Consider the following 1,582-nt stretch of genomic DNA (forward strand, 5'->3'; position numbering starts at 1 on the left):
ATCCATGTGGGGGGAGTGGAAGGCGTGGCTGACGGTGAGCCGGCGGGTGCGGTGTCCTTGCTGTTCCAGTGAGGCCGCGATGTCGGTGACGGTGGCCTCGTCGCCGGAGATCACGACAGAGTCGGGTCCGTTGACGGCGGCGATGGCCGCTTCCGTCTCGCGCCCCGCGAGCAGGGGCAGCACGTCGGCTTCGCCGGCGCGGATGGCGATCATGGTGCCGCCCTGGGGGAGTGCCTGCATCAGGCGGGCGCGTGCGGCGACGAGGGTGGCGGCGTCCTTGAGGTCGAGGATTCCGGCGATGTGGGCGGCGGTGAGTTCGCCGATGGAGTGGCCGGTGAGGAAGTCGGGGCGGATGCCGAAGGATTCGACGAGCCGGTAGAGGGCTACTTCGACGGCGAAGAGTGCGGGTTGGGTCCAGCCGGTGGAGTCCAGGTCCTCGCCGGAGTCGATCACGTCACGGAGGGGCCGTTCGAGCAGTGGGTCCAGGACCCCGGTCACGGTGTCGAAGGCTTCGGCGTAGGCGGGGAAGGCGGCGTACAGCTCGCGTCCCATGCCTGCCCGTTGGGCGCCCTGTCCGGTGAACATCACCCCCAGCCGGCCGTCTCGTACGGCTCCGGAGACGACCCCCTGCGCGGGCAGGCCGTCCGCCACCGCACCGAGCCCGTCGAGCAACTCCCCCCGGTCGGCGCCGATGACCACCGCACGGTGGTCAAGCCCCGCCCGCCCGGCGGCCAGGGAGTACCCGACATCAACGACCGACACCGCCTCCTCGGCCGTGACGTGGTCGTGCAGCCGCCGCGCCTGCTCCCGCAGCGCCGTTTCTGACTTCCCCGACACCACCCACGACACCAGCGGCGGAACAGACCCCGCCTCCTCGGACGCGGGCTCGGACTCCGGCACAGGCGGCTGCTCCAGAACCACATGAGCGTTCGTCCCGCCGAACCCGAACGACGACACGGCGGCACGGCGCGGGGCGCCCGTCTCCGGCCACGGACGTGCCTTCGTCAGCAGCTCCACGGCCCCCGACTCCCAGTCGACCAGGGGCGTCGGCTCATCGGCGTGCAGGGTCTTCGGCAGCACCCCGTGCCGCATGGCCTGCACCATCTTGATGACGCCGCCGACCCCGGACGCGGCCTGGGAGTGCCCGATGTTGGACTTGAGGGAGCCGAGGTACAGGGGCCTGCCGCCGTCCCGGTCCTTCCCATACGTCGCAAGGAGCGCCCGGGCCTCGATCGGGTCGCCGAGCCGGGTCCCCGTGCCGTGCGCCTCGACCGCGTCCACGTCCGCCGCGCTCAGCCGGGCGTTGGCGAGCGCCTGGCGGATGACGCGTTCCTGCGAAGGCCCGTTCGGGGCGGTCAGGCCGTTGGAGGCGCCGTCCTGGTTCACCGCCGAGCCCCGCAGCACCGCCAGGACCTCGTGGCCGTTGCGCCGGGCGTCCGAAAGCCGCTCCACCAGGAGCAGCCCGACCCCCTCCGACCAGCCGGTGCCGTCCGCGTTCGCGGAGAAGGACTTGCAGCGGCCGTCCGGGGACAGGCCGCGCAGCCGGGAGAACTCGGTGAAGGCCACCGGTGTGGACATGACC

1 protein-coding gene is annotated in these 1,582 nt (G+C 72.3%); it reads right to left on the reverse strand.

The window, feature by feature from the left end; all coding sequences use genetic code 11:
- Nucleotides 1–1,582: type I polyketide synthase (locus tag QK442_RS36080; protein ID WP_282698369.1), on the reverse strand; the 1,582-nt coding region annotated here is incomplete at both ends.

Origin of the sequence: Streptomyces sp. CC208A (assembly GCF_030010625.1) — a bacterium.
GTDB lineage: Bacteria > Actinomycetota > Actinomycetes > Streptomycetales > Streptomycetaceae > Streptomyces.